At 62.5% G+C, this 24,585-nt stretch carries 24 protein-coding genes; 13 read left to right on the forward strand and 11 right to left on the reverse strand.

Going from position 1 to position 24,585, the window contains the following annotated elements; all coding sequences use genetic code 11:
• Nucleotides 1-88: 88 nt before the first annotated feature.
• The gene (locus M8Q45_RS00875; protein ID WP_249873242.1) at nucleotides 89-1,168 is read right to left on the reverse strand and encodes an endonuclease/exonuclease/phosphatase family protein; all 1,080 of its coding nucleotides are present in this window, start codon (nucleotides 1,166-1,168) and stop codon (nucleotides 89-91) included.
• Nucleotides 1,165-1,824 carry a YciC family protein gene (locus tag M8Q45_RS00880; RefSeq protein ID WP_249873243.1) on the reverse strand — a complete coding sequence of 220 codons (660 nt, stop codon included), beginning with the start codon at nucleotides 1,822-1,824 and terminating at the stop codon, nucleotides 1,165-1,167. The genes M8Q45_RS00875 and M8Q45_RS00880 overlap by 4 nt, the downstream gene beginning before the upstream one ends.
• Nucleotides 1,825-2,003: 179 nt before the next feature.
• Between M8Q45_RS00880 and M8Q45_RS00885 the strand changes: the two genes are divergently transcribed.
• From M8Q45_RS00885 to rhlE1, 5 genes are all read left to right on the forward strand, one after another.
• The gene (locus tag M8Q45_RS00885; RefSeq protein ID WP_249873244.1) at nucleotides 2,004-2,762 is read left to right on the forward strand and encodes a DUF2076 domain-containing protein; all 759 of its coding nucleotides are present in this window, start codon (nucleotides 2,004-2,006) and stop codon (nucleotides 2,760-2,762) included.
• A 128-nt stretch (nucleotides 2,763-2,890) separates the two neighbouring features.
• Nucleotides 2,891-3,370 (forward strand): LabA-like NYN domain-containing protein, encoded by a 480-nt coding sequence (locus M8Q45_RS00890; protein ID WP_030140338.1) that lies wholly within the window; start codon nucleotides 2,891-2,893, stop codon nucleotides 3,368-3,370.
• 21 nt (nucleotides 3,371-3,391) lie between these two features.
• On the forward strand, nucleotides 3,392-4,003 hold the full coding sequence (locus tag M8Q45_RS00895; RefSeq protein WP_249873245.1) for a 3'-5' exonuclease: 612 nt from the start codon (nucleotides 3,392-3,394) through the stop codon (nucleotides 4,001-4,003).
• A 240-nt stretch (nucleotides 4,004-4,243) separates the two neighbouring features.
• Nucleotides 4,244-5,146 (forward strand): drug/metabolite exporter YedA, encoded by a 903-nt coding sequence (gene yedA / locus M8Q45_RS00900; RefSeq protein ID WP_217860390.1) that lies wholly within the window; start codon nucleotides 4,244-4,246, stop codon nucleotides 5,144-5,146.
• Between the two features lie 58 nt (nucleotides 5,147-5,204).
• A complete protein-coding gene (gene rhlE1, locus M8Q45_RS00905) occupies nucleotides 5,205-6,542 on the forward strand; it encodes an RNA helicase RhlE1 (RefSeq protein ID WP_249873246.1) in 1,338 nt (445 codons plus the stop codon).
• Nucleotides 6,543-6,701: 159 nt separating this feature from the next.
• Here the strand turns inward: rhlE1 and M8Q45_RS00910 are convergent, their stop codons facing one another.
• A complete protein-coding gene (locus tag M8Q45_RS00910; RefSeq protein ID WP_249873247.1) occupies nucleotides 6,702-7,937 on the reverse strand; it encodes a TIGR03862 family flavoprotein in 1,236 nt (411 codons plus the stop codon).
• 218 nt (nucleotides 7,938-8,155) lie between these two features.
• Nucleotides 8,156-9,076, reverse strand: coding sequence for a histone deacetylase family protein (locus M8Q45_RS00915; RefSeq protein ID WP_249873248.1), 921 nt, complete (start codon nucleotides 9,074-9,076; stop codon nucleotides 8,156-8,158).
• 218 nt (nucleotides 9,077-9,294) lie between these two features.
• Here M8Q45_RS00915 and M8Q45_RS00920 point away from each other — a divergent pair, with 218 nt between their 5' ends.
• The 3 genes from M8Q45_RS00920 (at nucleotide 9,295) to M8Q45_RS00930 (ending at nucleotide 11,425) form a co-directional block, all read left to right on the forward strand.
• Nucleotides 9,295-9,864 carry a GNAT family N-acetyltransferase gene (locus M8Q45_RS00920; RefSeq protein ID WP_249873249.1) on the forward strand — a complete coding sequence of 190 codons (570 nt, stop codon included), beginning with the start codon at nucleotides 9,295-9,297 and terminating at the stop codon, nucleotides 9,862-9,864.
• Between the two features lie 101 nt (nucleotides 9,865-9,965).
• Nucleotides 9,966-10,835 carry an acyl-CoA thioesterase II gene (gene tesB / locus M8Q45_RS00925; RefSeq protein ID WP_249873250.1) on the forward strand — a complete coding sequence of 290 codons (870 nt, stop codon included), beginning with the start codon at nucleotides 9,966-9,968 and terminating at the stop codon, nucleotides 10,833-10,835.
• Complete coding sequence (locus M8Q45_RS00930) at nucleotides 10,832-11,425, forward strand: HAD family hydrolase (protein WP_249873251.1); 594 nt, start codon at nucleotides 10,832-10,834, stop codon at nucleotides 11,423-11,425. The genes tesB and M8Q45_RS00930 overlap by 4 nt, the downstream gene beginning before the upstream one ends.
• Before the next feature lie 143 nt (nucleotides 11,426-11,568).
• Here the strand turns inward: M8Q45_RS00930 and M8Q45_RS00935 are convergent, their stop codons facing one another.
• A complete protein-coding gene (locus M8Q45_RS00935; protein ID WP_249873252.1) occupies nucleotides 11,569-12,516 on the reverse strand; it encodes an alpha/beta hydrolase in 948 nt (315 codons plus the stop codon).
• Entirely contained in the window at nucleotides 12,517-13,404 is an 888-nt protein-coding gene (gene ypfJ / locus M8Q45_RS00940) for a KPN_02809 family neutral zinc metallopeptidase (RefSeq protein ID WP_030140328.1), read from the reverse strand.
• A gap of 253 nt (nucleotides 13,405-13,657) precedes the next feature.
• On the opposite strand from ypfJ, the gene M8Q45_RS00945 reads away from it, so the two are divergent.
• Nucleotides 13,658-14,536: a DMT family transporter gene (locus tag M8Q45_RS00945; protein ID WP_249873253.1), complete on the forward strand. Its 879-nt coding sequence runs from the start codon at nucleotides 13,658-13,660 to the stop codon at nucleotides 14,534-14,536.
• A gap of 191 nt (nucleotides 14,537-14,727) precedes the next feature.
• Here the strand turns inward: M8Q45_RS00945 and M8Q45_RS00950 are convergent, their stop codons facing one another.
• Nucleotides 14,728-16,065, reverse strand: coding sequence for an MFS transporter (locus M8Q45_RS00950; RefSeq protein WP_249873254.1), 1,338 nt, complete (start codon nucleotides 16,063-16,065; stop codon nucleotides 14,728-14,730).
• Between the two features lie 266 nt (nucleotides 16,066-16,331).
• Here M8Q45_RS00950 and quiC point away from each other — a divergent pair, with 266 nt between their 5' ends.
• Nucleotides 16,332-18,230 (forward strand): 3-dehydroshikimate dehydratase QuiC, encoded by a 1,899-nt coding sequence (gene quiC, locus M8Q45_RS00955; protein WP_249873255.1) that lies wholly within the window; start codon nucleotides 16,332-16,334, stop codon nucleotides 18,228-18,230.
• Nucleotides 18,231-18,332: 102 nt separating this feature from the next.
• Entirely contained in the window at nucleotides 18,333-19,010 is a 678-nt protein-coding gene (locus M8Q45_RS00960) for a TetR/AcrR family transcriptional regulator (protein WP_249873256.1), read from the forward strand.
• A 149-nt stretch (nucleotides 19,011-19,159) separates the two neighbouring features.
• Here M8Q45_RS00960 and M8Q45_RS00965 read toward each other — a convergent pair whose 3' ends face one another.
• The 4 genes from M8Q45_RS00965 to M8Q45_RS00980 form a co-directional block, all read right to left on the reverse strand.
• A complete protein-coding gene (locus tag M8Q45_RS00965; protein ID WP_249873257.1) occupies nucleotides 19,160-20,011 on the reverse strand; it encodes a shikimate dehydrogenase in 852 nt (283 codons plus the stop codon).
• 5 nt (nucleotides 20,012-20,016) lie between these two features.
• Complete coding sequence (aroQ, locus tag M8Q45_RS00970; protein WP_249873258.1) at nucleotides 20,017-20,457, reverse strand: type II 3-dehydroquinate dehydratase; 441 nt, start codon at nucleotides 20,455-20,457, stop codon at nucleotides 20,017-20,019.
• Between the two features lie 276 nt (nucleotides 20,458-20,733).
• Nucleotides 20,734-21,813 carry a tRNA (uridine(54)-C5)-methyltransferase TrmA gene (gene trmA, locus M8Q45_RS00975; protein ID WP_249873259.1) on the reverse strand — a complete coding sequence of 360 codons (1,080 nt, stop codon included), beginning with the start codon at nucleotides 21,811-21,813 and terminating at the stop codon, nucleotides 20,734-20,736.
• Nucleotides 21,810-23,105, reverse strand: a complete 1,296-nt coding sequence (locus tag M8Q45_RS00980) for an NCS2 family permease (RefSeq protein WP_249873260.1) — start codon at nucleotides 23,103-23,105, stop codon at nucleotides 21,810-21,812. Before M8Q45_RS00980 ends, trmA begins: the two co-directional genes overlap by 4 nt.
• A 210-nt stretch (nucleotides 23,106-23,315) precedes the next feature.
• Between M8Q45_RS00980 and M8Q45_RS00985 the strand changes: the two genes are divergently transcribed.
• Both M8Q45_RS00985 and M8Q45_RS00990 read left to right on the forward strand, forming a co-directional pair.
• Nucleotides 23,316-23,762, forward strand: a complete 447-nt coding sequence (locus M8Q45_RS00985) for a DUF4879 domain-containing protein (RefSeq protein WP_249873261.1) — start codon at nucleotides 23,316-23,318, stop codon at nucleotides 23,760-23,762.
• 147 nt (nucleotides 23,763-23,909) lie between these two features.
• Nucleotides 23,910-24,476: a DJ-1 family glyoxalase III gene (locus M8Q45_RS00990; protein ID WP_249873262.1), complete on the forward strand. Its 567-nt coding sequence runs from the start codon at nucleotides 23,910-23,912 to the stop codon at nucleotides 24,474-24,476.
• The last annotated feature ends 109 nt before the right edge of the window (nucleotides 24,477-24,585 follow it).

A 24,585-nucleotide genomic window follows, 5' to 3' on the forward strand; every position in this document is an offset into this window, starting at 1 on the left:
CAAGCGCCCTCGCCACAGGGCCGTGCCGCTCTCGAAATCCTTGTGGGCCGAGCTTGCTTGCTCCCACAGGGGGTTGGCGGTGAGTCGGCTAAGGCGCAGCCGGCAACAAAAACCGTGCAATCACCGGCAAATGATCGGAGATGCGCAAGGTGTCGTCCTGCCGGACCTGGGCTTCGACCCGCTTGAGGCGCGGGCTGTAGAACAGGTAGTCGACGGTGCGGTCGGGGCCGTTGAGGCCCGGGTCGTTCGGGTAGTGGGTCAGCCAGTGTTCGCGATCGATGCCGCTGGCCTCGTTGTTGGTCGGGATCATCGGGTATTTGTCCCACAACAGATGCAACTCGCTGTCGGCGGAGTAGGGCGAGCGCTGTTCGGCCGGCAGGCGCCGGTATTGGCCCAGGGGCAGCAGGTTGAAGTCGCCGCCGATCAGCCAGGGCGTGCCTGAGGATTCGAATTTATCCAGTGCCTTGGCCACGGCAGTGATTTGTCTGGGCAGGGTTTCGTCCGGTTCGTTGGCCCGTTCCAGATGAGTGTTGAGCACCGCCAGCTGGCCGCCGTCACTCAGCGATAGATAACTCACCAACAAGGCGTTTTTCGGCTGGAACTGACGGCTGATGAAGTTGGCTTCGGCCACCGGCAGTTGCACCCGCTCGGCATGGTCGATGCGGTAGCGACTCAGCGTCGCCAATTGCCGGCCAACGCTGCCGAAGATGCGTGGGAGGGGGATGAAATCGGCCTTCCAGTCGAAGGCGCTGGTGCCGCACGGGTAGAGGTCGGCCAGGCGCTCTTGCAACAGCTTGAGTTGTTCCTGGTAATGGCTGGCCTTGGCACCGTTGTCCAGTTCCTGAAGCAACACCACGTCCGGCTGTTCGTCGCGAATGACCCGCGCCACTTCGTCGAGGCTGAAGGCCATGTCTTCCAGGGTCGGGCTTTCATCGTCGCCCTGGGCCAGGTCGTGCCAGAACACGTAGCGCTTGCCGGCCAGGAACTGGACGTTCCAGGTCATCACCTTCAACGCCTGGCCCGGCATCAGCGGCGCGGCGTCCGCGGCACAACTGACGGCCAGCGCTTCCCGGGCCTGGGGACGCCAGGTCAGCCCATAGATCGAGAAGACGCCGATGCCGACGATCAACAACAGGCCCAGCACGGTGTATCGCAGCAGACGGCTCATGGCTCGGGCTTTTCTGCAATCAGCATGAACATTCGGAACAACACCACGGTGGTGAACAGTTGCAAGAAGCTGTGGATGCTATCGATCAGCAGGCTGATCAAGGGGTTCTGAGGCGCAGGGTACACCGAGACGCTGGCGCCCTTGAGCAGCCACAGCGGGACCATTACGGCGAGGATGCATAGCAGGATTCGCCAGAAATGGCCTCGACTCAAGCGCGCGCTTTCCTTCATGGCGGCCAGCGGCGACAGGCCCCTCAACACCAACAGGTATTCACCAAAGGCCAGGACCACCATCAGCCACAACCCCGGCAGGAAATACAACGAGATGCCAATCAGGATCAGCAGCGTATTGAGGGCGGTCAGCAAGGCGAAGCGTGGCCATTGGAGCAGGGCGGCCGCGAGCAGGTCGCGGGCGCGTGGGGCTTCGCCACGGCTGCGGGCGTCGAGAAACAGAATCAACGCTGCGGTATACAACGGGTACACCAACAGACCGACGATCACGCTGTAGCCGGAAAAACCGTCGGCCCCGAAGGCGTTGTCCACCCCTTGTTGCAGCACCGCTTCAATGATCACCAGCGGCAGGCACAACTGGGCGATGCGGCCCAGATGGCGCTTGAAAAAATACAAGGAGTCACGCAGTACTTCTAAGGGATTCATGGGTCGGTATCGCAGTTCAAAAAAAGCGGTCCGACACTTTACCCATCAGGTGGCCGCAGAAACAAACGTAAACATCAGGTAAAGACCATTGAAAGCTTCCTGGCGGACCCCATTACTGACGGGCACCGGTCTTTTGCGGACCGGCTTGGTTTTTTATCCGGCAATCTGATGAGGTCGCCATGAACAGCGAAGAACAAACCCTGATCGATGGACTGTTTTCACGGCTGCAACAAGCCGAAAAGGAATCAGCCCCGCGCGACGCCCAGGCCGAAGCGCGGATCAAGGAGCACTTGGCCAGCCAGCCTGCGGCGGGCTATTTCATGGCCCAGGCGATCCTGGTGCAAGAGGCGGCGATCAAGCGCCTGGACGAGCAGAACAAGCAACTCGCCCAGCAGGTCGAGCAATTGCAAATCGAGTTGCAACAGGCTCGCAACCCGGCTTCGGCGCCCAGCGGCGGCGGTGGTTTTCTCTCGAGCATTTTTGGTGGCGGCAACCGCGACTCGCGTCCTGCAAGTATACCGGCGCCCAGCGGTGGCGGCTGGCGCGAGCCGGCGCGGCCGTCGTTCAATGCGCCGGCACAGCAAGGTTTCGGTGCCGCGCCCGGCAACTATGGCGCGCCGCAACAGCAGGCCCCGGCGGCCAGCAGCTTCCTTGGCGGCGCCTTGAAGACCGCGGCGGGGGTGGCCGGTGGCGTGATGCTGGCCCAGGGCATCAGCAGCCTGTTCCACAGCAATCAGCCTCAGGAAATCGTCGAGATCCTCAAGGAAGAACCGGCCCAGCCCGTCAACGATACGGCCAACAGCAGCGACAACGGCTGGGGCGATGACCAGCGCGTGGCCGACAACGGTACCTACGACAACGACCCGGGCGGTGTCAGCGACGCGGACTACGGCGACGATTCGTCCTTCTTCGGCGACGACGACGACTCCTTCGTCTGACCTGCCATTCGTCCGAGGCGCCGGGGCGCCTCGGGCCGATTATTCGCGGAACATTCCTCGAGGCTGGCATACTGGGCGACTTTTCGGGCCGGGTGGCCTGCACGCGTGTGCATTCATGAGGAAACGCGGTGAAAAAAATCGCAGTGTTCGCCGATGTCCAGAACCTCTACTACACCGTGCGCCAGGCCTATGGCTGCCATTTCAACTACGCGGCGCTGTGGGCTGACGTCAGCAAACAGGGCCAGATCGTCGAGGCCTATGCCTACGCGATCGATCGCGGCGACAGCAAGCAGCAGCAGTTCCAGCAGATCCTGCGCAACCTCGGCTTCACCGTGAAGCTCAAGCCCTACATCCAGCGCAGCGACGGTTCGGCCAAGGGCGACTGGGACGTGGGCATCACGCTCGACATCATGGACGCCGCCGACCATGTCGATGAAGTGGTGCTGGCCTCCGGCGATGGCGATTTCGACATGCTGCTCGAACGCATCATCAGCAAGCACGGCGTGCAGGCGGTGGCCTACGGCGTGCCGGGGTTGACCGCCAACTCGCTGATCCGCGCCGCCAGCCGCTACGTGCCCATCGAAGGCGCGTTGCTGCTCAAGAACTGATCTTCAAGGAGCCCCACAGGTTTGGAACGCATCGCAGTCATCGACTTTGAAACCACCGGCATCACCCCGAGCAGCAGTTGCCGCGCCACGGAAATCGCCGTGGTGATCCTTGAACAAGGCCGGATCGTCGACCGTTACCAGAGCCTGATGAACGCCGGCGTTCGCGTGCCGGCCTTCATCGAACAGCTCACCGGCATCAGCAACGCCATGCTACGCAGCGCTCCCCCGGCGGAAAAAGTGATGAATGAGGTCAATGAGTTTGTCGGCATCACGCCGCTGCTGGCCCACAACGCCGCGTTCGACCAGAAGTTCTGGGATTTCGAATTGGGACGGATCAAGCGCACCCGCCTGCAGAACTTTGCCTGTTCGTTGTTGCTGGCCCGGCGCTTGATGCCATCGGCGCCGAACCACAAGCTCGGCACGCTCAACGCCTTCGCTGGCCTGCCCCACACCGGCCAGGCTCACCGGGCCATGGCCGACGCCGAAATGGCCGCCAACCTCACCGCACACCTCGCCGCGGAGTTGCGCCACAAGCATGGGTTGCGGGCGTTGTCCCATGATCTGCTGTGCAGTTTGCAGAAAGTGCCGGCGGCGAAGATCAACGAGCATCTCAAGCGCCATCGCGGGTTCTGAACGCACTGCGGAACCTTTGTGGGAGCGAGCTTGCTCGCGATTGCGGTGTATCAGTCAATTTGATGTTGGCTGATCCAAAGCTATCGCGAGCAAGCTCGCTCCCACAGGGTTCGTCTGTGTTCAGTCGTATTGGCCGTGTCTTGAAAAGTGTATGGCTCGGATAAACAGATTTTGTAACTTAATTTCTATCGGCCGGCTTCTTAGAATGGCAGGTTTCATCGTCCTGACTTCGAGTTGAACATGCCTGGCCCACGCCGTTTTCCGTTGCCGTTGATCGCTGCCTTTTTCGCCTTGTACGTCATCTGGGGATCGACCTACCTGGTGATTCGCATCGGCGTCGAGCATTGGCCGCCCTTGCTGCTGGCGGGGATTCGTTTTGTGATCGCCGGGTCGTTGATGTACGGCTTCTTGCGCTGGAAGGGCGCGCCGGCGCCGACCTGGGCGCAATGGAAGGCCGGGGCGCTCATTGGCGTGTTGCTGCTGACCTTCGGCAATGGTGCGGTGAGTATCGCCGAGCATACGGGCGTGGCTTCGGGCGTGGCGGCGCTGGCCGTGGCGACGGTGCCGTTGTTCACCTTGCTCTGCGGGTATTTCTGGGGCGCACGCAATACCCGTCTCGAGTGGGCGGGGATTGTGTTGGGGTTGATCGGCATTGCCATGCTCAACCTGGGTTCCAACCTGCAGTCGAGTCCGTTGGGGGCGGCTTTGCTGGTGTTCGCCGCCGCCTCGTGGGCCTTTGGTTCGGTGTTGAGTAAACATGTGCAACTGCCCGCAGGCGCCATGGCCAGCGCGGTGGAAATGCTGGTGGCCGGCGTGGTGCTGTTGATCGGCAGCTTCGCCAGTGGCGAACGCCTGGACCACGTGCCGCCGCTGGAAGGCTGGTTTGCGTTGGTCTATCTGATCGGGTTCGGTTCGATCATCGCCTTCAACGCCTACATGTACCTGCTCAAGCATGTACGCCCGGCGGCGGCCACCAGCTATGCCTACGTCAACCCGGCGGTGGCGGTGTTGCTGGGGATCGTCTTCGCGGGAGAAACCATTGGCATCGAAGAAGCCTTGGCGATGCTGGTGATCATCAGCGCCGTGGTGTTGATCGGGTTGCCGCAGTGGCGCAAGCCCAAGCCTGCACCGGCCGAATCCTGATTTAGGGTAAACTGCCGCGCATTGCACACCCTGCGCTGATTTTTCCTACGGTATCTCCATGACTTTCGCCACCCTTGGCCTGATCGAACCCCTGCTGCGCGCCCTCGAGACGCTCGGCTACCAGACGCCGACGCCGGTCCAGGCCCAAGCCATGCCGGCCGTGCTCGCCGGGCGCGACCTGATGGCCGCAGCCCAGACCGGCACTGGCAAGACCGCCGGTTTCGCCGTGCCGCTGTTGCAGTTGCTGACCACCGAAGGGCCGAAAGTCGCCGCCAATTCGGTGCGTGCGCTGATCCTGGTGCCGACCCGCGAGCTGGCCGAGCAGGTCCACGAAAGCGTGCGCCAGTACGCGCAGAACCTGCCCTTGAGCACCTACGCCGTGTACGGCGGCGTCAGCATCAACCCGCAGATGATGAAGTTGCGCAAAGGCGTCGACTTGCTCGTCGCCACGCCGGGCCGCTTGCTCGACCTGTTCCGCCAGAACGCGCTGAAGTTCAACCAGTTACAGACCCTGGTGCTGGACGAAGCCGACCGCATGCTCGACCTCGGTTTTTCCGAGGAACTGGCGAACATCTACAAGGCGTTGCCGAAGAAGCGCCAGACGCTGCTGTTCTCGGCGACCTTTTCCGATGCGATCCGCCTGTTGGCCGGGCAGATGCTCAACGACCCCCTGAGCATCGAGGTGAGCCCGCGCAACGTGGCCGCCAACACCGTCAAGCAATGGGTGGTGACGGTGGACAAGAAGCGCAAGCCGGAGCTGTTCATTCACCTGATGCGCAAGCACAAGTGGAAGCAGGTGCTGGTGTTCGCCAAGACCCGCAACGGCGTCGATGCGCTGGTGGAAAAGCTCCAGGGCCTCGGTGTCAACGCTGATGGCATCCACGGTGACAAACCCCAGGCGACCCGCCAGCGCGCGCTGGACCGCTTCAAGGCCAGCGAAGTGCAGATCCTGGTGGCCACCGACGTCGCCGCCCGTGGCTTGGATATTGAGGATTTGCCATTGGTCGTGAACTTCGATTTGCCGATTGTTGCCGAGGATTACATCCACCGCATCGGCCGCACGGGCCGGGCGGGCGCCACCGGGCAGGCGATTTCCCTGGTCTGCGCCGATGAGGTGAATCTGCTGTCGGCCATCGAGACCCTGACCCGTCAGACACTGCCCCGGCAGATGGAGCAGGACTTTGAGCCTGAGCACCGCGTGCCGGAGACCGATGCCAGCGGCCAGGTGGTCAAGAAACCGAAGAAGCCGAAGAAACCGAAAACCCAGGGCGGTGGCGGCAAGCGCAACCTGGGCAAGTGGGTGGACAGCGGTGATTCGGGGCCGGTGGAACCGTCGGTCAAGCCGGTGCGAAAAGTGCCGGTGTTCAACACTGGGCCGCGTAAGCGTAAGCCTTGATAACAAAGGCCACATGCGAACCGTAGGAGCTGCCGAGCGGAGCGAGGCTGCGATCTTTTGATCTTGATCTTTCGCTTGAGATTCAAGTGTCTGGGAAAAGATCGCAGCCTCGCTCCGCTCGGCAGCTCCTACAGGTTCAACGTTCAACCGTTCAACCGTTCAACCGTTCAAGAATTCCAGAATTCCTAAGCCCGCCGCCCGGCCACTGGCAAAGCACGCCGTGAGCAGGTAGCCGCCGGTCGGCGCTTCCCAGTCGAGCATTTCTCCCGCGCAGAAAACCCCTGGGATCTGCTTGAGCATCAAGCGTTCATCCAGCGCTTCGAACGTCACGCCGCCAGCGCTGCTGATGGCTTCGTCCAGCGGACGGGTCTTCACCAGCGTGATCGGCAAGGCCTTGATCGCTTCCGCCAGCCGCGCCATGTCGGCGAAGCCGTCAGCGGAAGTCAGCTCGCGCAGCAGCGCGGCCTTGACCCCATCGATTCCCAGCTGGCTGTGCAAGTGCTTGGCCATCGAGCGAGAACCGCGTGGCTTGTTCAGGGCCTGGAGGATTTTATCCACAGGCCGGCCCGGCAGCAGGTCCAGATGAATCATCGCGTGGCCGTGCTGGTTGATGGCCTCACGAATCCGCGCCGACAGCGCATAGATCAGGCTGCCTTCGATGCCGGTGGCGGTGATGACGCATTCGCCCAGGCGAGGCACATCGTCGTTGAGGCCGATGGCGATGTTCTTCAGCGGGGCGCCGGCGAATTTGCTGACCATCAGGTCGCTCCAGGCCGCGACGTCGAATCCGCAGTTGCTCGGCTGCAACGGCGCGAGGGTCACGCCGCGCTGTTCCAGCGGCAGCATCCAGGCGCCATCGGAGCCCAGGCGCGACCAACTGCCGCCGCCCAATGCCAGTAAAGTCGCGTCGGGCGTGAGACTCTTTTCACCCTCCGGACTGGCGATGCGCAGGCTGCCGTCGGGGTTCCAGCCGAGCCAGCGGTGGCGGGTGTGGATCACCACGCCGGCCTCACGGAGGCGCTTGAGCCAGGCGCGCAGCAGCGGGGCGGCTTTCATGTCGGTCGGAAATACCCGTCCCGAGCTGCCGACGAAGGTGTCGATGCCCAGGCCGTGAATCCATTGGCATAACTCATCCGCGCCGAATGCCCGCAGCAGCGGGGCGATATTCGGCGCGCGTTCGCTGTAGCGGGACAGGAACGCCGGAAAAGCTTCGGAGTGAGTGATGTTCATGCCGCCGACGCCGGCCAGGAGAAATTTCCTGCCCACCGAGGGCATGCCGTCGTACAGGTCGACCCGGATGCCGGCCTGGCTCAACACCTCGGCCGCCATCAGGCCGGCGGGGCCGCCGCCGATGATGGCGATGTTTGGGGTGTGAGGGAGTGAAGCTTGGGTCATGGCGAGCTATGTCTGGCGGATCAAGGGGGGCATTCTATCAGCTCGGTCCACATAATCTGAGGCCGGAATCGGTGTAGGAGCTGCCGAGCAAAGCGAGGCTGCGATCTTGTCTCAGACAATTGAGTCGCGAGCGAAGATCAAAGGATCGCAGCCTTCGGCAGCTCCTACGGGTTATCCACAGGCCGCTCCACAGGCATTGTGGGTAACGCCCCCAGGGTTCAATGACAGCCTGATGACGTCCAGACCTTTTGTGCGCTGTGGTGCAGGATCCCGTGGCGTCGGGCCAAGGCCTTGCGGTCCTTGCTGTAGCCACCACCGATCACGCCGACAACGGGGATGTCCCGTCCCAGGCAATGGCGCATGACGCTTTCATCCCGGGCGACGAGGCCTTCGTCGGTCAGTTTCAGGTAGCCCAGGGCGTCGTCCTTGTGCACGTCGACGCCGGCGTCATACAGCACCAGGTCTGGCTGGTAGAGCGGCAACAGGTAATTGAGCGCATCGTCCACGACTTCAAGGTAGGCGGCATCGTCCATGCCCATGGGCAGCGGGATGTCCCAATCGCTTTGCGCCTTGCGCGCCGGGAAATTCTTTTCGCAGTGCAGGGAAACTGTCACGGCGTCCGGGGTGTCATGAAGTATTCGAGCCGTACCGTCGCCCTGGTGCACGTCGCAGTCGAAGATCAGCACCCGCGAGACGCGACCGCTGGCCAGGAAGTAGCGGCTGATCACCGCCAGGTCATTGAAAATGCAGAACCCGGCCGGGTGGTCGTAGTGGGCGTGATGGGTGCCGCCGGCCAGGTGACAGGCCAGTCCGTGTTCAAGGGCTTTTTCGGCGGCCAGGAGCGAGCCGCCCACCGCGCGTACCGTTCGCCGGGCCAGGGCTTCGCTCCAGGGCAGGCCCAGTCGCCGTTGGTCTTCGCGGGACAACTCACCGCCCATGTAGCGTTCGATATAAGCGCGGTCATGGGCCAGGGCAAGAATGTCTGGCGGGCACAGGGCGGGGCGCAGCAGGTCGGCATCCCGGGTCAGGCCGCTCTCTACCAGGTGGTCGCGCAGCAGGCGGAACTTGTCCATGGGGAAGCGGTGTTCCGCTGGGAACTCGGGGCTGTAGTCTTCGTGATAGATCAGCGGCAAAGGCATAGTGTTTTCAGCGGTGAGTGAGTGACGGATCCTACCAGCGATGTAGGCTTTGCACGAAAAGTGCCTGCGCGACGATCATGCTGCGTTGAAAACAGGCTCGGAATGCTCATTTACAACCAGTAAACTGCGCTTCCTCGCCTGTTTTCGCCTTGCCTGATCGCCGCTCGGCGACTTTTCGTACAAACCCGTAGACTCTGGGGCATGGAAAGGGAGTGAAGATGGAGCCGATACTGGAACTGGAAAGCGCACGGCTGATATTGCGGCAGTGGCGCGACGATGATTTGCCGGCGTTTGCGGCCATGTCCGCCGATCCGCAAGTGATGCGTTATTTTCCGGCACCCTTGAGTCGCCTGGAAAGCGCTGCGCTGATCGGTCGCGTGCGCGGGCATTTTGCCGAGCATGGGTTTGGCCTGTGGGCCCTGGAGCGCAAGGACACTGGCGCGTTCATCGGTTTCACCGGGCTGGGCGTGGTCGGGTTCGACGCGCCTTTCACCCCGGCGGTAGAAATCGGCTGGCGCCTGGCGCGGGAGCATTGGGGCTTGGGTTATGCCAGCGAAGCGGCATGGACGGCGTTGCGCTGTGCCTTCGACCGGCTGGCGCTGGACGAAGTGGTGGCGTTTACCGCTGTGGATAACTTGCCGTCGCAGAAGGTCATGCAGGCCATCGGCATGCAGCACGACCCGGCCGATGATTTCGAGCATCCAAAGCTCGCGGTCGGTCACCCATTGCGTCACCATGTGCTCTATCGCATCGACCGGGAGCAGTGGTTGCAGACCCTGCACGGTTAGCCGACACGGACGTTACAATGCCCACCCAAATGGCCCGGGCCAATTATCGATCCGCCGCAGCACAGACTGCGCGGTTTTTGCGCTGTGTGAGGAAGTGTTGAATGAGCCACGTGTTGGAAGATCTGGTCGACCTGCTGACCCTGGAACCGATCGAAGAGAACCTGTTTCGCGGTCGTAGCCAGGACCTGGGGTTCCGCCAGTTGTTCGGCGGCCAGGTGTTGGGACAGTCGCTGTCGGCGGCAAGCCAGACCGTGGAAGAGGCGCGCCATGTGCATTCGATGCATGGCTATTTCCTGCGTCCGGGCGATGCGGCGTTGCCGGTGGTCTACCAGGTCGATCGCGTCCGCGACGGCGGCAGCTTCAGCACCCGTCGGGTCACGGCGATCCAGAAGGGCAACCCGATTTTCACCTGCAGCGCCTCGTTCCAGTATGACGAGCAGGGTTTCGAGCACCAGAGCACCATGCCGCAAGTCGTCGGGCCGGAAAACCTGCCTTCCGAGCTGGAGCTGACCCAGCAGCGCGCCCATCTGCTGCCGGAGCACATGCGCGAAAAGCTGCTGTGCCCCAAGCCGATCGAGGTGCGCCCGGTCACCGAAAAAGATCCTTACAACCCGCAACCGGCCGATCCGGTCAAATACGTGTGGTTCCGTGCCGATGGCGCCTTGGCGGACATCCCGGCCCTGCACAAATACCTGTTGGCCTACGCGTCGGATTTCGGCCTGTTGACCACCTCGCTGCTGCCCCACGGCAAATCGGTGTGGCACAAGGATATGCAGGTCGCGAGCCTTGACCACGCGTTGTGGTTCCACGCCGACCTGCGCGCCGATGACTGGTTGCTCTACGCCATGGACAGCCCGTGGGCCGGCAATTCCCGTGGTTTTTCCCGGGGCAGTGTGTACAACCGCGCCGGACAACTGGTCGCGTCGGTGACCCAGGAAGGCTTGATCCGCCATCGCAAGGACTGGGCATGAGCCTGGCCGATGTGCGGCATTGGGTGTTCGACATGGACGGCACGCTGACCATCGCCGTACATGACTTCGCCGCGATCCGCGTAGCCCTGGCGATTCCGGCCGAAGACGACATCCTCACCCACCTGGCGGCGTTGCCCTCGGAAGAAGCCGCCGCCAAGCACGCCTGGCTGCTGGAGCACGAACGGGACCTGGCGCTGGGCTCCAAGCCCGCGCCGGGCGCGTTTGAGCTGGTGCGAGAGTTGGCGGGACGCGGCTATCGCCTGGGCATCCTGACCCGTAACGCCCGCGAGTTGGCCCACGTCACCCTCGAAGCCATTGGCCTGGCGGATTGTTTCGCCGTGGAGGACGTGCTGGGCCGCGACGAAGCACCGCCCAAGCCGCACCCCGGCGGCCTGTTGAAACTGGCCGAGGCGTGGGACGTGGCACCGGGCTCGATGGTCATGGTGGGTGACTACCGCTTCGACCTGGATTGCGGTCGCGCGGCGGGGGCGCGGACGGTGCTGGTGAATCTGCCGGATAATCCCTGGCCTGAATTGACGGACTGGCATGCGCGGGATTGTGGGGAATTGCGGCGGATGCTTTTGGCTTGAGAGCTCGGTTGACTGCTCGATCGCTATCGCGAGCAAGCCCGCTCCCACAGTGGAGGTGTGGTGAATACAGATTTTGTATTGGACAAAAAATCCCTGTGGGAGCGAGCTTGCTCGCGATAGGGCCCTAACATTCGCTACAAAGCTCACTGCCCAAACAACACCCTCAACCCCTCCGGCGAATTGAACATTCCATCCCCATCATGCCCAACCCCGGGCACTTCGATCAGTCGTTGATTGAGCCCCTGTGGATGGCGTCGCGTCAGGTAGTCGAAAAAGAAATGCCCGCGCAGCAGTCGGTACGCGCCTTGGGTCTGCGCCTCGCAGCCTTTGTCCAGCGCCGGATGCTCCGGATCAATGTCCTGTTGTCCCAGCAAATAGGTGATGTCGCGCTTGATGTAGTTATCTTCGAGTTGCGCCGGCGTTTGCCCGGCGGCGTAGGCGGGCAGGTGCTCCAGGCCGTATTTCCAACGGTTGAAGGACGGGCAACTGGCGAGGGCGAACGCCATGGGCCGTTGCGCGTCGAGGTAGGCATATGAGGATGGATTGGCAATGACGAACCGTGGCGCGATGCGATAGGTGCCGTGGGCGAGCAGGGCATAGCGCTGCACCACCTGGGCGCCGCCGGAGTGGCCAGCGATGACGATCTCCTTCACTTCAGGGAACTGCTGTCGATCGCTGACCCGCGCGATGATGTCATCCAGCACTTGGAAGGAACTGGTTGGATTCGGCCCTATGGACAGCCCTCCCGCCATCCAGTCGTTGCCTTGCCAACGCAGGAGGTCGGCGGGCAGTTGGTGGCGCGCCACGTCCTGTTCGTTGAGGAATTGCGGGGCGATGATCAGCGTGGTTGCCGTTTGACCGGCCTGCGCGGCGGCCTTTTCGCCACTGCGAAGATAAGTGTCGGCGTTGCGCAGTCGACCGTGAAGGACGATCAGCACCCGCCGGATCGACGCCGGTGGCGGGCTCACGGCAACGGCCATGACCCCGCCCTTGAGCAACAGGCGACCTTGCGCGACTGCCTTGACGGCGTGCTCCTCGGCCTGGGCGACAGCGCAAACGAGCACCAGCCAGATCAACGTCGCCCACTTCATCTACAGGTTTTTCGCCGCGAAGGTATCGCACTGGCTGACTTGGCCCTGGGCGAAACCGGTCTTGAACCAGCGCACCCGTTGCGCCGAGGTGCCATGGGTAAACGAGTCCGGCACCACGCGGCCCTGGCCTTGTTGCTGCAGGCGGTCATCACCAATGGCATTGGCGGCGTTCAAGGCCTCTTCGATATCCCCCGGCTCAAGCCAGTTCAGGCGTTTTTGCGCGTGGTTGGCCCAGACGCCGGCGAGGCAATCGGCCTGCAATTCCTGGCGCACCAGCAAGCCGCCGTCACCTTCCATTTGCCGGCCTTGCTGGCGCGCCTCCTGGACTTTCGCCGAGACGCCGAGCAGCGTTTGCACGTGGTGGCCGATTTCGTGGGCAATGACGTAGGCTTGGGCGAAGTCCCCGGCGGCCGAAAAACGCTGGGACATTTCCTGGAAGAAACTCATGTCCAGGTAGACCTGCCGGTCCGCCGGGCAATAGAACGGGCCGGTCGCCGAGGAGGCCAGGCCGCAGGCCGAGTTGACCCGACCGCTGAACAGCACCAGCTTCGGTTGCTGGTATTGGCGCCCGGCCTGTTGGAAGACTTGGCCCCAGGTGTCTTCGGTATCGCCCAGGATGGCGCGCACGAATTCGGCCTGTTCATCGTTGGCCGGCGGCGCCTGGCGGGTTTGCGAAGAGGTGGGCGCGGCTCCTTGGTCCATCTGCCCGGCCAATTGCCCAAGGATTTGCATGGGGTCCTGGCCGGTGATCCAGCCGATGCCGACGATCAGGATGATCGCCGTCAGGCTCAATCCCTTGCCTCCGCCGAAACGCATCCCGCCCCCGCCTCCACCGTCATCACGGGCATCCACCACGTTGTCACTGCGGCGACCTTTTTTCCATAACATGTGGGAAGTCCTCTGAATGGCCCTGCGAAGAAATGACTGCTGTGGCGGTGAGTCTAGCTTCCGGGCGCCCAAGGCGCGCGCCGTGCTTGAGCAGTGAGGCAACGGACGAGGATTTTGGTTCATCGGCGAGCCAATCCTGTCCGGCCGCGCAATTTTCATTACACTTGGGATCCAGAACTTATCGGAACCCTCGCTGGCCCAATAACTGCACTGTGCATCGCGGCCTCGACATCAAGCAACGCAGGTTTCCTTCATGACCATCAGCACTCCGCTCTCCGGCGTCAATCAGGCTTTCAAGGGCATCGTGCTTATCCTGGTCGCAACGTTCCTGTTCTCCAGTCACGACGCGCTGTCCAAATATCTCTCGGGTTTCTATCCGATCATCATGGTGGTCTGGGCCCGTTACGTGGTGCACACCTTGTTGATGGCGGGCATTTTCCTGCCGCGCTCGGGGCTGCGCGTGCTGCGCACCAAGCGCCCGTTGTGGCAGGTTGCCCGGGCGTTGTGCCTGTTGGGCACCAGTCTGTTTTTCACCACTTCGCTGATGTTCATCCCATTGGCAGAGGCGACGGCGGTCAACTTCCTCGCCCCCGTGCTGGTCACGGCATTGTCGGTACCGCTGCTGGGTGAGCACGTGACGCGCGGTCAGTGGATCGCGGTGATCTTCGGGTTCATTGGGGTGTTGATCATTGTTCATCCCGGCGGCGATCTGTTCACGCCAGCGGTGTTGCTGCCGTTTTGTTCGGCGCTGTTTTTCTGCTTCTACCAACTGCTCACGCGCAAACTCGCCGAGATCGACAGCCCCACGACCAGCAATTTTTTCGCGGGGTTGTGCAACACGTTGGTGATGAGCGCCTTGGTGCCGTTCTTCTGGCAGGTGCCCAGCGTGACCCACGGCTTGATGATGCTGGCGCTGGGGGCCTGCGGGATGACCGCGCACTTGATGCTGACCCAGGCCTTTCGTTTCGCCGCCCCGGCGCTGCTCGCGCCGTTCGGGTATTGCCAGATCATCTTCGCCGGGTTGTTGGGCTGGTTGTTTTTCAGCCATACGCCGACGCTGACCACGGTGGTGGGGATTACCTTGATCTGCTTGAGTGGGTTGGCGGCGGCGTGGCAACAGCGGCGCAGATAAGCGCTACACAGCACCCTTGTGGCCAGCGCAGTCCCTGTGGCTAGCACAGCCCTCTGTGGCGAGGGAGCTTGCTCCCGCTGGGCTGCTCCGCAGCCCTCGCTTTTTTTGCGATTGCTGCGCAATCGAGCGGGAGCAAGCTCCCTCGCCACAGGTCCACCATGTCCCCGGCCAAACAGTCATTTCCAGCCCCATCAGTTGTCCAGCGTAGGCACCTTGCGCGGCGCCATGAAGTACATCCAGGTCAGCGCGATGAAGTACATCGCCGGGATCAGGGTGAACAGTACGGTGTAGTTGTTGTGGGTGATCGTGAGGATGTGCCCCACCAACTGCGTCATGAACATCCCGCCAATGGCCGCGCACATGCCGCCGAAGCCGAATACCGTGCTCATCATGTGCTTGGGCGTGTAGTCCATCACCAGGCTCCAGATGTTGGCGGTCCAGGCCTGGTGTGCACCGATGGCCAGGGAAATCGCAAACACCGCGACCCAGAGGCTGCTGGAACCGGCCGCCATGATCACCCCGACGATGCAGCAGGCGAACAGCAACATGGACATCAGTCGCGCCTTGATCGGATTGACTCCGCGGCCGATCAGGAATGAAGACAGGATCCCGCCGCCGACGCTGCCGAAATCGGCGGTCAGGTAGATGATGATCAACGGGATGCCCATCTGGGTCACGTTGATGCCCAGGTTGTATTGCTGGTTCAGGAACGGCGGCAGCCAGTAAAGGTAGAACCAGAACACCGGCGCAGTGATCGAGTAGGCCAGGGCGAACGCCCAGGTGCCGCGCATGCGCAGGATACGAGAGAAGGCCACGCGGGCCTGGTCCGGTTCGTCCTGGGCCTGGATGTAGTCCAGTTCCGACTGCTTCACGCTCGGGTGGTCTTCCGGGTTGAAGTATTTCAGGCCCCAGAACAGCAGCCAGATCCCGCCCAGCGTGGCCATGCACAGGAACGCGGCCTGCCAGCCCCAGACGTGCAGGACCAGCGGCAGCAGCATCGGGGTGAACATTGCGCCGACGTTGGTCCCGGCGTTGAAGATGCCAGTGGCCACGGCCCGCTCGCCCGCCGGAAACCACAGCCGCGTGGTTTTCACACAGGCCGGGTAGTTGGCGGCCTCCGTGAGGCCGAGGATGAAGCGGCAAACCATGAAGCCCACTGCCGACGTGGCCAGGCCATGGGCTCCGGTCGCCAGGCTCCAGAGCAGCACGGCGCAGAAGAACACGCGCTTGACGCCGATCCGGTCGATCAGCCGGCCCTGCAGCACGAAGCCGACCGCATAACCGACCTGGAACCAGAAGTTGATATTGGCGTAGTCCATCGCCGTCCAGCTCATTTCCTTGGCCAGGATCGGCTGCATGACCCCGAGGGCCGCGCGGTCGATGTAGTTCAGCGTGGTGGCGAAGAACACCAGGGCGAGCATGCCCCAACGGGTCTTGCCCACGGCCATCGCGTCACGGATCTTGTCGCCGATGCCACCGCGGGTGGCAACCGGCCCAGGGGCCAGGCGGGAACTTTGGGAAGGAATCATAAGGTGCACCCGTTCTTGAAATTCTTATGGTGTGGTCTGGGTCTGCATTGAACCCGAAGCCGGGCGTCAACGTGGGGACCGATGGTGGGCAGTGGACAAAAAATCGTCAATTCGCTGATCGGGCATAGTGTTCGATAATCGCCCAAAAAACTAACCGGATGGTACATATTAAATTGCCCAAAGAAACCGGCAGCTCAATAATCCCCTGACTCTTTCAAAAAGCGGCGCATTTTTTGTAGCCGACGCCTGTCCCGGGAGCCGAAGTCATGCAGCGTTCCATTGCCACCGTGTCCTTGAGCGGTACCCTGCCGGAAAAACTCGAAGCCATTGCCGCCGCCGGTTTCGACGGCGTGGAGATCTTCGAGAACGACCTTCTCTACTACGATGGCAGCCCTCGGGAAATCCGGCAGATGTGCGCCGACCTGGGTATCGCCATCACCCTGTTCCAACCCTTTCGTGATTTTGAAGGCTGCCGCCGCGATCGCCTGGCGCGCAACCTGGAGCGGGCCGAGCGCAAATTCGACCTGATGCAGGAGCTGGGCACCGACCTGGTGCTGGTGTGCAGCAATGCCTCGGCTGACAGCGTTGGCGATGAGCAGATCCTCATCGACGACCTGCGCCTGCTGGCCGAGCGGGCCGGCGCGCGGGGCCTGCGCATCGGTTATGAGGCGTTGGCCTGGGGCCGGCACGTCAATACTTATCAACAGGTCTGGAGCATCGTTCGCCAGGCTGATCATCCGAACCTGGGCGTGCTGCTCGACAGTTTCCACACCTTGTCCCTCAAGGGGGATCCGAGCGCGATCGCCGAGATTCCCGGCGACAAGATCTTTTTTGTGCAAATGGCCGATGCGCCCATCCTGGCGATGGACGTCCTGGAATGGAGCCGGCATTTCCGCTGTTTCCCGGGCCAGGGTGAGTTCGACCTGCCGGGTTTCCTCGCACCGATCATCCAGAGCGGCTACACCGGGCCGCTGTCGCTGGAAATCTTCAACGACGGTTTCCGCGCCGCGCCGCCAAGGGCCAATGCGGCCGACGGTTTGCGTTCGTTGCTGTACCTGGAAGAAAAGACCCGTCAGCGCCTGGCCGAACAAGCGCCCGCGCAGAAACCTGACGTCCTGTTCGAGACCGCGCCGGCCAGCGAGTACGACGGCATCGAGTTCCTGGAATTCGCCGTGGACGATAACCTGGGGGCCAAGCTCGCCCACTGGTTGGAGCGCCTGGGGTTCGTCAAGGCTGGCCAGCATCGCTCCAAGAACGTCAGCCTGTTGCGCCAGGGTGATATCAACCTGATCCTCAATGGCGAGCCGTACTCCTTCGCCCACAGCTTTTTCGAAGCCCATGGCCCGTCGCTGTGTGCCATGGCGGTGCGGGTCAAGGACAGCGCCAGCGCCCTGAAACGGGCCGTGGCCTACAAAGGCCAGCCTTATCGCGGCCTGGTCGGGCCCAACGAACTGGAGCTGGCGGCGGTGCGGGCGCCGGACAGCAGCCTGATCTACCTGGTGGACCAGGACGCCGACGTCTACGGCACCGATTTCAACCTGCAACCGGCTGCCGCCGTCGGCGCCGGGCTCAAGCGCATCGACCACATGGCGATGGCGTTGCCGGCCGACAGCCTCGACAGTTGGGTGCTGTTCTACAAGAGCCTGCTGGATTTCGAGGCTGACGACGAAGTCGTGCTGCCTGACCCTTATGGCCTGGTGAAAAGCCGGGCCTTGCGCAGCCGTTGCAGTTCGATTCGCCTGCCGCTGAACATTTCCGAGAACCGCAACACCGCGATCTCACACGCCTTGTCGAGTTATCGCGGTTCCGGCGTGCATCACATCGCCTTCGATTGTGATGACATCTTCGCCCAGGTCAGTCGCGCCAAGGAGGCCGGGGTGCCGTTGCTCGACATTGCGCTCAACTATTACGACGACCTGGCGGCGCGTTTCGATTTCGACGACGAGTTTCTCAGCGAGCTGGCCTATTTCAACGTGCTGTACGACCGAGACGCCCAGGGCGGCGAGTTGTTCCACGTCTACACCGAGCCGTTCGAAGGGCGGTTCTTCTTCGAGATCATCCAGCGCAAGAACGGTTACGCCGGTTACGGCGCGGCCAACGTCGCGGTGCGCCTGGCGGCGATGGCCAAGTCCCGCAGCGGCGGTGTGCGACACGCCAAGTTGTAGGGAAATCGTAACCGTGGCGGTAAAGGGCGGTGCCTTGGCTTCCTTCACCGCCCGGTGCAGCCCATAATCGCCCACCTGTGCAGTGACGGCCGTGAGCCCGCAATGACTATGAATCCAGAGCTTTCCGCAGCGCTCGACGAACCTGTCGCCACGCCGCGCAAGAGTCGCAAGAACAACCCGGAGAAAACCCGGGAAAACATTCTTCAGGAAGCCATCGTCGAGTTCGTCCAGCAAGGCCTGGCCGGTGCTCGGGTCGACGCCATCGCCGAGCGCATCCACACCTCCAAGCGCATGATCTACTACTACTTCGGCAGCAAGGAGCAGTTGTACGTCGAGGTGCTGGAGAAACTCTACGGTGATATCCGCACCACCGAAAGCCGCCTGCACCTGGCGGAACTGGCGCCGGTCGAGGCGATCCGGCGCCTGGTGGAATTCACCTTCGACCACCACGACCGCAACGTGGATTTCGTGCGCATCGTCTGCATCGAAAACATCCACAACGCCGAATACGTGAAACAGTCCGGTGCGATCAAGGCGATGACCAACACCATCCTCGATTCCCTGGGCGTGATCCTGCGTCGTGGCGCCGAAGAAGGCGTGTTTCGCGCCGGCCTCGAACCGCTGGATGTGCACTTGCTGATCAGCTCGTTCTGCTTCTACCGGGTATCCAACCGCCAGACATTCGGTGAAATCTTCCAGATCGACCTCTCGGACGAAGCGGTCAAGCAGCGGCATCGGCAGATGGTGTGTGATTCGGTGCTGAGATATTTGCGGGCCTGACCCCCGAACCTGACGTGCAAGCAAGCCTGTGTGGGAGCGAGCTTGCTCGCGATAGCGGTGGATCAGCCAACCTCGATGGTGACTGGTGTACCGCAATCGCGAGCAAGCTCGCCACACAGGTCATTCCTCGCAGGGATTGTCGCCAGGCTTCAGTGATTCATGCTCTGGAAATGCGCCAGCATCCGCTGCGCATCCGGCGCCACGCCGCTGAACAGTTCGAACGCCTTGACCGCCTGGAACACCGCCATGTTGCCGCCATCCAGCGTGCGACAGCCGAGGGCGCGGGCGTTGCGCAGCAGTTCGGTTTCCAACGGGAAATAGACGATCTCCGCCACCCACAGGTCGCCCCGCAACAACTCGACCGGCACCGGCATGCCCGGCAGTTTCGCCATGCCCATGGGCGTGGTGTTCACCAGGCCGTCGGCCTCGGCCATGGCAATTGCAAGGTCATGCCCGGCACGAGCGCGGCCGGCGCCGAAGTGTTGGTTCAAGTTGTTCGCCAATGCCTCGGCACGGCTGACCTCGACATCAAAAATGCTCAGCGCCTCCACGCCCTCCACCAGCAACGCATGGGCCACCGCCGCTCCAGCGCCACCGGCGCCCATCTGGACCACGCACCTGCGCTGGACATCCCCCAAGCCACGACGAAAACCTTCGGCGAACCCCAGGCAGTCGGTGTTATGGCCGATGCGCTTGCCGTCCTTGAGCACCACGGTATTCACCGCGCCGATCCCGCGGGCCTCGGGCGACAACTCGTCCAACAGCGGGATGATCGCCTGCTTGCAGGGAAAGGTGATGTTCAGGCCGGTGAAGTCCATGCGTTCGGCGGCCAGCAGCAAGTCGGGCAGGGCGCTGCTGTCGAGTTTCAACGCATCGAGATCGATCAGGCGATAAAGGTAGCGCATGCCCTGGGCATCGCCTTCGCGTTCATGCAGCGCCGGCGTGCGCGACGCCTGGATGCCCGCGCCGATGAGCCCGGCCAGCACAGTGATATTCGACATGCGTATCAACCCTTCAACCGCTGACTGAAATGTTCCAGGGCCAGGCGATAACCATGGCTGCCGAATCCGCACATCACGCCGATGGCCACCGATGAAACAAAGGAGTGGTGACGGAACGTCTCGCGGGCGTGGACATTGGAAAGATGGACTTCGATGACTGGCACTTCGCTCGCCACCAGGGCGTCGCGGATTGCCACGCAGGTGTGGGTCCAGGCCGCCGGGTTGATGATGATCCCGGCGCACCGGCCACGGGCTCCGTGAATCCAGTCGAGCAATTCGCCTTCCTGGTTGGTCTGGCGAAACTCCACGGCCAGGCCCAGCTCCTCGGCGGTGCGGGCACATAACGCAGAAATATCAGCCAGGGTTTCGTGGCCGTAGGTTGCCGGCTCGCGGGTGCCGAGCAGGTTCAGGTTCGGGCCGTTGAGCACCAGGACGATCGGAGGCATCGCACATTTCTCCACATTTTTATTGTTGGTGTCGGCGGGATTCCAGCCGGTGGAGATAAATTGTACTAGATGGTTAATTTGGTCAAATAAAGCAGCCGCCCGCGGGCAATAAGTGTTCGATGATCGAACATTGCATCAGCCGAGAGATAAGGGCGGGCAATCGTGGCGAGGGGATTTATCCCTGTGTAGGAGCTGCCGAAGGCTGCGATCTTTTGATCTACGCTTGAGACTCAAGTGTCTGGGGAAAGATCGCAGCCTCGTTGCACTCGTCAGCTCCTACCGCCGCGTCAACAACACCCCGGATTCCATGTGATGGGTCCAAGGGAATTGATCGAACAGCGCGCAACGCGTGATGCGGTGCGTGTCGTTCAGTTGCGCGATGTTCGCGGCGAGGGTTTCAGGGTTGCAGGAGATGTACAGGATGTTGTCGAAGCGCCGGGTCAGCTCGCAGGTGTCCGGGTCCATGCCGGCGCGAGGTGGGTCGACGAAGACGCTGCCGAATTCGTAGCTTTTCAGGTCGATGCCCTGCAGGCGACGGAACGGGCGGACTTCGTTCAGGGCTTCGGTCAGCTCTTCGGCGGACAGGCGCACCAGCGTGACGTTATCCACAGCGTTCTCGCTGAGGTTGCTCAGCGCGGCGTTGACCGAGGTCTTGCTGATTTCGGTGGCCAGTACGTTGCGCACGCGGGTTGCCAGCGGCAGGGTGAAGTTGCCGTTGCCGCAGTACAACTCCAGCAGGTCGTCATTGCGGTCGCCCAGGGCTTCATACGCCCAGTTGAGCATCTTCTGGTTGACCGTGCCGTTGGGCTGGGTGAAGGCGCCTTCGGGTTGGCGATAGCTGAAGGTGCGACCGCCCACCTCAAGTTTCTCCACCACGTAATCGTGGCCGATCACTTCGCGTTTGCCCTTGGAGCGGCCAATGATGCTGACGCCCAGGTCGGTCGCCAGTTTCGACGCCGCGGCATGCCAGTGTTCATCCAGCGGGCGGTGGTAGCACAGGGTGATCATCGCATCGCCGGCCAGGGTGGTGAGGAATTCCACCTGGAACAACTTGTGGCTCAAGGGCGCGCTGGCCTGCCAGGCGGCCTTGAGCTGCGGCATCAACTGGTTGATGCGCAGGCTGGCGATAGGAAATTCTTCGATGAGGATCGGCGTGCGCTTGTCGTCTTGGGAGAACATCGCGTAATGCCGTTCGCCGGCCTCGCGCCACAGGCGAAATTCGGCCCGCAGGCGGAAGTTGCCCAGGGGCGAGTCGAAAACGGCTGGCTCCGGCGCCTCAAAAGGGGCCAGAAGGTCACGCAAGCGCGTGACCTTGCCCTGCAACTGGGCGGCGTAGGCTTGGGAATCAAAAGTCATGCGTTGAACCAACCCAACTTGATAACGAACAGAATCGACAAAATCACCAGCGCCGGGTTCAGCTCACGGCCACGGCCAGACACCAGCTTGATGGCGGTCCAGGCGATGAAGCCGAAGGCAATGCCGTTGGCGATGGAGTAGGTGAAAGGCATCGCCAGGGCAGTGATCACGACCGGGGCGGCGACGGTGATGTCGTCCCAGTCGATTTCCGCCAGGCCCGAAGTCATCAACACCGCCACGAACAGCAGCGCCGGCGCGGTGGCGAAGGCCGGTACGCTGGCGGCCAGCGGCGAGAAGAACAGCGCCAGCAGGAACAGGATCGCCACCACGATGGCCGTCAGGCCGGTGCGGCCGCCGGCGCTGACGCCCGCCGCCGATTCGATGTAGCTGGTGGTCGTCGACGTGCCCAGCAGCGAACCGGCCATCGCGGCGGTACTGTCGGCAATCAGCGCACGGCCCATCTTCGGCATGTGGCCGTCCTTGCCCATCAACCCGGCGCGCTTGGCGACGCCGATCAGGGTGCCGGAGTTGTCGAACAGGTCGACGAACAGGAAGGCGAAGATCACGCTCACCAGACCGATGTCCAGGGCGCCCTTGATGTCCAGTTGCAGGAAGGTCGGGGCCAGGGACGGCGGCGCGGAAATGACGCCGCTGAATGGCGTGAAGCCCATCAGGATCGAGACGATGGTGACCGCCAGGATGCCGATCAGCACCGCGCCGCGTACCTTCAAGGCTTCGAGGGCGACGATGAGGACGAAACCGAAGGTCGCGAGGATCGGTGCCGGTTGCTTCAGGTCGCCGAGGCCGACCATGGTCGCCGGGTTTTTCACCACGATGCCGGCATTGTTCAGGGCGATCAGCGCCAGGAACAGGCCGATACCGGCGGCAATGGCCGAGCGCAGCGGCAGCGGGATGCTGTTGATGATCCATTCGCGGATGCGGAAGATCGACAGCAGGAAGAACAGCACCGCGGAGATAAATACCGCGCCCAGCGCCACTTGCCACGTGTGGCCCATGTGCAAGACCACGGTATAGGTAAAGAAGGCATTCAGGCCCATGCCCGGCGCGAGGGCGATCGGGTAGTTGGCAATCAGCCCCATCACGGTCGAGCCGATGGCCGCCGCCAGGCAAGTGGCGACGAATACCGCGCCCTTGTCCATGCCGGTTTCACCGAGGATGCTCGGGTTCACGAATAGAATGTAGGCCATGGCCAGGAAGGTCGTGACGCCCGCCAGGATCTCGGTCCGCACGTTGGTGTTGTGTGCCTTGAGTTGAAACAGCCTTTCCAGCATGTCTGCTCCCCGTGGCGCGCCCGGCGCCGTGAATGTATCGACCTCAAACAGCAAAGCACAGCGCACCCATGGCGGCCGGATTTTCTGCGGGTCGGAAAAAGCCGCGCATCATAACAGCGCGGCGATGTGGCTGCGATCCTCTGTCTTCAGTCGCGAAAGTGTACAGTCGCAAAAGTTGGGCCATACTGCGCGCGGTTCCGGGAGGTCGGTATGTATTGCATGAAAAAATTTGCCTCGGTCTGCGCATTGAGCCTCTGGCTGTTCGCGCCGGCTGCCCACGCCGCTTCGGCGCCGCCGCTGAGCGAGGTCAAGGTGCTCAAGGTCGAATCGCCGGCCTGTGGTTTCGAGGACATCGCCCCAGGCCAGGCGCAGACCCGTTGCGACCACGGCGGCCCGAACATCAAGGTCTACGTGCTGGAAGTCGGTTACGGTCACCAGCCGAACGTCACGTTGGACGGCTTCGAAGTCGACGGCACCCGCTCGCCCGTGTGTGCGTACAGCAATGGCAACCTCAATGATTGCTCGAAGACAACCAGGACGGTTGGCTACGTCTACATCTTCGATCTGAAGGGCAAGCAGGAAGGGACCTTCAGTTTCAGCAACGTCTCGATCAACGCGCCGGGCAACCGGATGACGACGCAGCTGTACATCAAATAGCCGATGCCCCTGCGGGCGCGGCGTAGGCGCTGCCGAGCGCAGCGAGGCTGCGATCTTTTGATAGGCGCCTGAATCTCAAGCGCCTATCAAAAGATCGCAGCCTCCGGCAGCTCCTACACTACAAGCATCACCCAGTGGAGAGCGCCCATGATTCCAGGAACCAAGATTCCCCGAGCCCTGATCGCCGTGGCCGAAGGCGTCGATGATTTGCAGACGGTGACGCTGATCGACGTGTTGCGTCGCGCACAGCTTGAAGTGGTGGTGGCGAGTATCGAAGGTCGTCGCATGCTGACCTGCGCACGCGGCACGCGCCTGACTGCCGACGGCATGCTGGTGGACGTGCTCGTGCAGGATTTCGACCTGATCGTCCTGCCCGGCGGCATCATCGGCGCGCAGCACCTGGCGGCCCATCAGCCATTGCAGCAGTTGATCAAGGACCAGGCCGCGGCCGGGCGATTTTTTGCCGCCATCGCCGAAGCCCCGGCATTGGTGCTCCAGGCATTCGGCGTCCTGCGCCAGCGCCGCATGACCTGCCTGCCTGCGGTGAGCCAGCAGCTGTCCGGATGCAGCTTCGTCGACCAGCCAGTGGTGGTGGACGGTAATTGCATCACCGCCCAGGGTTCCGCCGCCGCCCTGGTGTTCGCCCTTGCGCTGGTGGAAGCACTTGCCGGTAAAGGGGTGAGGAGCGTGGTGGCGGCTGAACTGTTGGCCTGACCCTTCAAAAGCCTGCGCGGTCTCATGGCGGGGGAGCTTGCTCCCGCTCGGCTGCGCAGCAGACGGCAGTGTTTCGTCATTCAATCGCCTTGAACGCTCATTCCACCCC

Source organism: Pseudomonas sp. T1.Ur, from assembly GCF_023516725.1.
Taxonomy (GTDB): Bacteria; Pseudomonadota; Gammaproteobacteria; order Pseudomonadales; family Pseudomonadaceae; genus Aquipseudomonas; species Aquipseudomonas alvandae.

Excerpts from the sequence above, each read along its gene's own strand:
- M8Q45_RS00875 (WP_249873242.1), bottom strand. The coding sequence starts at position 1,168 with ATGAGCCGTCTGCTGCGATACACCGTGCTGGGCCTGTTGTTGATCGTC.
- M8Q45_RS00880 (WP_249873243.1), bottom strand. The coding sequence starts at position 1,824 with ATGAATCCCTTAGAAGTACTGCGTGACTCCTTGTATTTTTTCAAGCGC.
- M8Q45_RS00885 (WP_249873244.1), top strand. The coding sequence starts at position 2,004 with ATGAACAGCGAAGAACAAACCCTGATCGATGGACTGTTTTCACGGCTG.
- yedA (WP_217860390.1), top strand. The coding sequence starts at position 4,244 with ATGCCTGGCCCACGCCGTTTTCCGTTGCCGTTGATCGCTGCCTTTTTC.
- rhlE1 (WP_249873246.1), top strand. The coding sequence starts at position 5,205 with ATGACTTTCGCCACCCTTGGCCTGATCGAACCCCTGCTGCGCGCCCTC.
- M8Q45_RS00910 (WP_249873247.1), bottom strand. The coding sequence starts at position 7,937 with ATGACCCAAGCTTCACTCCCTCACACCCCAAACATCGCCATCATCGGC.
- M8Q45_RS00915 (WP_249873248.1), bottom strand. The coding sequence starts at position 9,076 with ATGCCTTTGCCGCTGATCTATCACGAAGACTACAGCCCCGAGTTCCCA.
- M8Q45_RS00920 (WP_249873249.1), top strand. The coding sequence starts at position 9,295 with ATGGAGCCGATACTGGAACTGGAAAGCGCACGGCTGATATTGCGGCAG.
- tesB (WP_249873250.1), top strand. The coding sequence starts at position 9,966 with ATGAGCCACGTGTTGGAAGATCTGGTCGACCTGCTGACCCTGGAACCG.
- M8Q45_RS00930 (WP_249873251.1), top strand. The coding sequence starts at position 10,832 with ATGAGCCTGGCCGATGTGCGGCATTGGGTGTTCGACATGGACGGCACG.
- M8Q45_RS00935 (WP_249873252.1), bottom strand. The coding sequence starts at position 12,516 with ATGAAGTGGGCGACGTTGATCTGGCTGGTGCTCGTTTGCGCTGTCGCC.
- ypfJ (WP_030140328.1), bottom strand. The coding sequence starts at position 13,404 with ATGTTATGGAAAAAAGGTCGCCGCAGTGACAACGTGGTGGATGCCCGT.
- M8Q45_RS00945 (WP_249873253.1), top strand. The coding sequence starts at position 13,658 with ATGACCATCAGCACTCCGCTCTCCGGCGTCAATCAGGCTTTCAAGGGC.
- M8Q45_RS00950 (WP_249873254.1), bottom strand. The coding sequence starts at position 16,065 with ATGATTCCTTCCCAAAGTTCCCGCCTGGCCCCTGGGCCGGTTGCCACC.
- quiC (WP_249873255.1), top strand. The coding sequence starts at position 16,332 with ATGCAGCGTTCCATTGCCACCGTGTCCTTGAGCGGTACCCTGCCGGAA.
- M8Q45_RS00960 (WP_249873256.1), top strand. The coding sequence starts at position 18,333 with ATGACTATGAATCCAGAGCTTTCCGCAGCGCTCGACGAACCTGTCGCC.
- M8Q45_RS00965 (WP_249873257.1), bottom strand. The coding sequence starts at position 20,011 with ATGTCGAATATCACTGTGCTGGCCGGGCTCATCGGCGCGGGCATCCAG.
- aroQ (WP_249873258.1), bottom strand. The coding sequence starts at position 20,457 with ATGCCTCCGATCGTCCTGGTGCTCAACGGCCCGAACCTGAACCTGCTC.
- trmA (WP_249873259.1), bottom strand. The coding sequence starts at position 21,813 with ATGACTTTTGATTCCCAAGCCTACGCCGCCCAGTTGCAGGGCAAGGTC.
- M8Q45_RS00980 (WP_249873260.1), bottom strand. The coding sequence starts at position 23,105 with ATGCTGGAAAGGCTGTTTCAACTCAAGGCACACAACACCAACGTGCGG.
- M8Q45_RS00985 (WP_249873261.1), top strand. The coding sequence starts at position 23,316 with ATGTATTGCATGAAAAAATTTGCCTCGGTCTGCGCATTGAGCCTCTGG.
- M8Q45_RS00990 (WP_249873262.1), top strand. The coding sequence starts at position 23,910 with ATGATTCCAGGAACCAAGATTCCCCGAGCCCTGATCGCCGTGGCCGAA.